At 42.1% G+C, this 2095-nt stretch carries 1 protein-coding gene; it reads left to right on the top strand.

What is annotated here, in order from left to right; translation table 11 throughout:
• The first annotated feature begins 2 nt into the window (after nucleotides 1–2).
• Nucleotides 3–485, top strand: a complete 483-nt coding sequence (locus F6J94_RS33270; protein ID WP_293048089.1) for an NAD(P)H-quinone oxidoreductase subunit J — start codon at nucleotides 3–5, stop codon at nucleotides 483–485.
• Nucleotides 486–2095 lie beyond the last annotated feature (1610 nt).

Genomic DNA, 2095 nt, shown 5'->3' with positions numbered 1-2095 from the left:
TGATAGTTGAAGCGGGAAAAGTCTCCGGATGGCTCAAGGAAAACGGTTTTGAGCATGAGTTCATGGAGTTGGATCACCTAGGCGTTGAGGTACTCAAAGTTGAACCAGATGTCTTGCTTCCCATTGCTACTGCTCTGTATGCCTATGGGTTTAACTACCTCCAATGTCAAGGAGGCTATGATTTTGGTCCTGGGGCAGACTTGGTGAGCTTTTACCACTTGATTAAAGTGAGTGATAATACTGATCAGCCTGAGGAAGTGCGTGTAAAAGTATTCCTACCGCGAGATAATCCTAAGCTTCCCTCGGTTTACTGGATATGGAAAGCTGCTGATTGGCAGGAGCGGGAAACCTACGATATGTTCGGTATAGTTTTTGAAGGGCACCCTAACCTGAAGCGGATTTTGATGCCAGAAGATTGGGTGGGTTGGCCTTTGCGGAAGGATTATATATCACCGGACTTCTACGAATTACAGGATGCTTATTGATTAGCTGTCCGGCAAAATTCATCCCACACCTATGCTGCGCATTAGGTGTGGGATGAATTTTGCACAGAGTATGTATGGAATTGCTATAATATATCTACTGATAAACAAAGCCGTTCACGTAGCGTGGCCTACGGCCTTAAATGCTGGGCAAGTCAGCTATTTACAGCGCGAAAAAATCGAATTTTTGTATTGTTCCGGCTCAGAGACGAAACCTTAGGATAGTGGATCCTTTATGGTCAGCAGGCTATGCAGAAAAGGGTTACAACTTTATGATTAAGGCTCCACTATCCTTACGGTAACTTCATGCGTAGGGGCATCCCGGAGAGGAAACCTTAGAATAGGGCAGCCTTAATCATGGAAAGCGCGCCTCAAAGTTTTAACCCTTTACGCATAACCGACTAACCATAAAGGCTGCCCTATTCTAAGGTAACTTCTGACCGTGTCGTTAATCAAGCAAGCCTAGGTATCCGTTCGCGCAGCGTCGGCGAAAGTCGATACCGCTGGGTGTAGTTGGCAAGAAGCCTAAACTGACTCTTTGAGTTCAGTGTAGGAGTATGTGACTTATGGGTTTGTGATCGTTTCCGATACTTTTTAGCTACCAAAGTCTACCAAGATAGACTTTGGTCCGCCAATGCAAGATGCAATAGCATCCAGGGGGTATCTCCGCGCTTCTCTGACGGAATATCCCGCGAGCGCCATAAAAATGTCAAAAAAGTTATAACACCGGGATAGAGAGCGCAACTATTAAACCCTTGGTTTTCGGCTTTAATTTAAGTTACATAATAATCCCTGTCGGTGTTACCCTAACTTAAGTTTAACAAATAATAAGAGTTTTTGGTAGACTCTGCGACATTTTCTTGTGCTGTTCACTAACCTCCCTTAAGTATACCAAATAGTTGGAGATATTGCTAGACTATGTAACACTTTTTAGAACTGTATACAAACCCTGATGCGATCGCAAACTCAACATCGCACTTTGCTCACTCCCTAAGATGGCTGATTGGTTATAGTGAAATCAAGTTACTTAGGATTCTCGATGACCTGATCAGCTTTTAGCTTCCAGGAAAAAAAGCCCCAAATCTGCAAGCGTGATCGACCACCCATGGCCTACGGCAAACTGTGAGTGTGGGATAAATTTTGCACAAAGTCTTTCACACAAAACCGGCAAGATGCCTTATATTATATTGACTGACAAGCAAGGTCGAAAATACTGCTTGTTGGTGAAATGCTTCACGTATTTGGATGCATCAGTTACCTTAAATCTTTGTCGTTGCTCGTAACTTTGCTCTAAATATCTATCCTTCTGATTACTTTTCAAATATAGCTTAGGCACAAAGATGGTGCCAGTTTGGACTAGATAAACAAAGAGCGCATTTTCCACAATGAAATAGCCCTGGTTAGATATACTTATGCATTGGTTAAATGAGCTAGGTTTTTATTTTTGTCTGATCAGGTACAAGAGCTGAGTATACTTAGATACTGCACCAAGTTAAAATTTTACCTGTAAAACTAGGGAACAGGGAACGTGGAACAGGTAAAAGTGATAATATTTGACTATTTAAGTACTCAAATTGATTGTTATCACTGCCGTTATTAAGTTTTTTGTAGTT

Source organism: Moorena sp. SIO1F2, assembly GCF_010672755.1.
Lineage (GTDB): Bacteria > Cyanobacteriota > Cyanobacteriia > Cyanobacteriales > Coleofasciculaceae > Moorena.
Note: the sequence above shows the minus strand (reverse complement) of the source record. Positions and strands in the feature narration are given on the sequence as shown.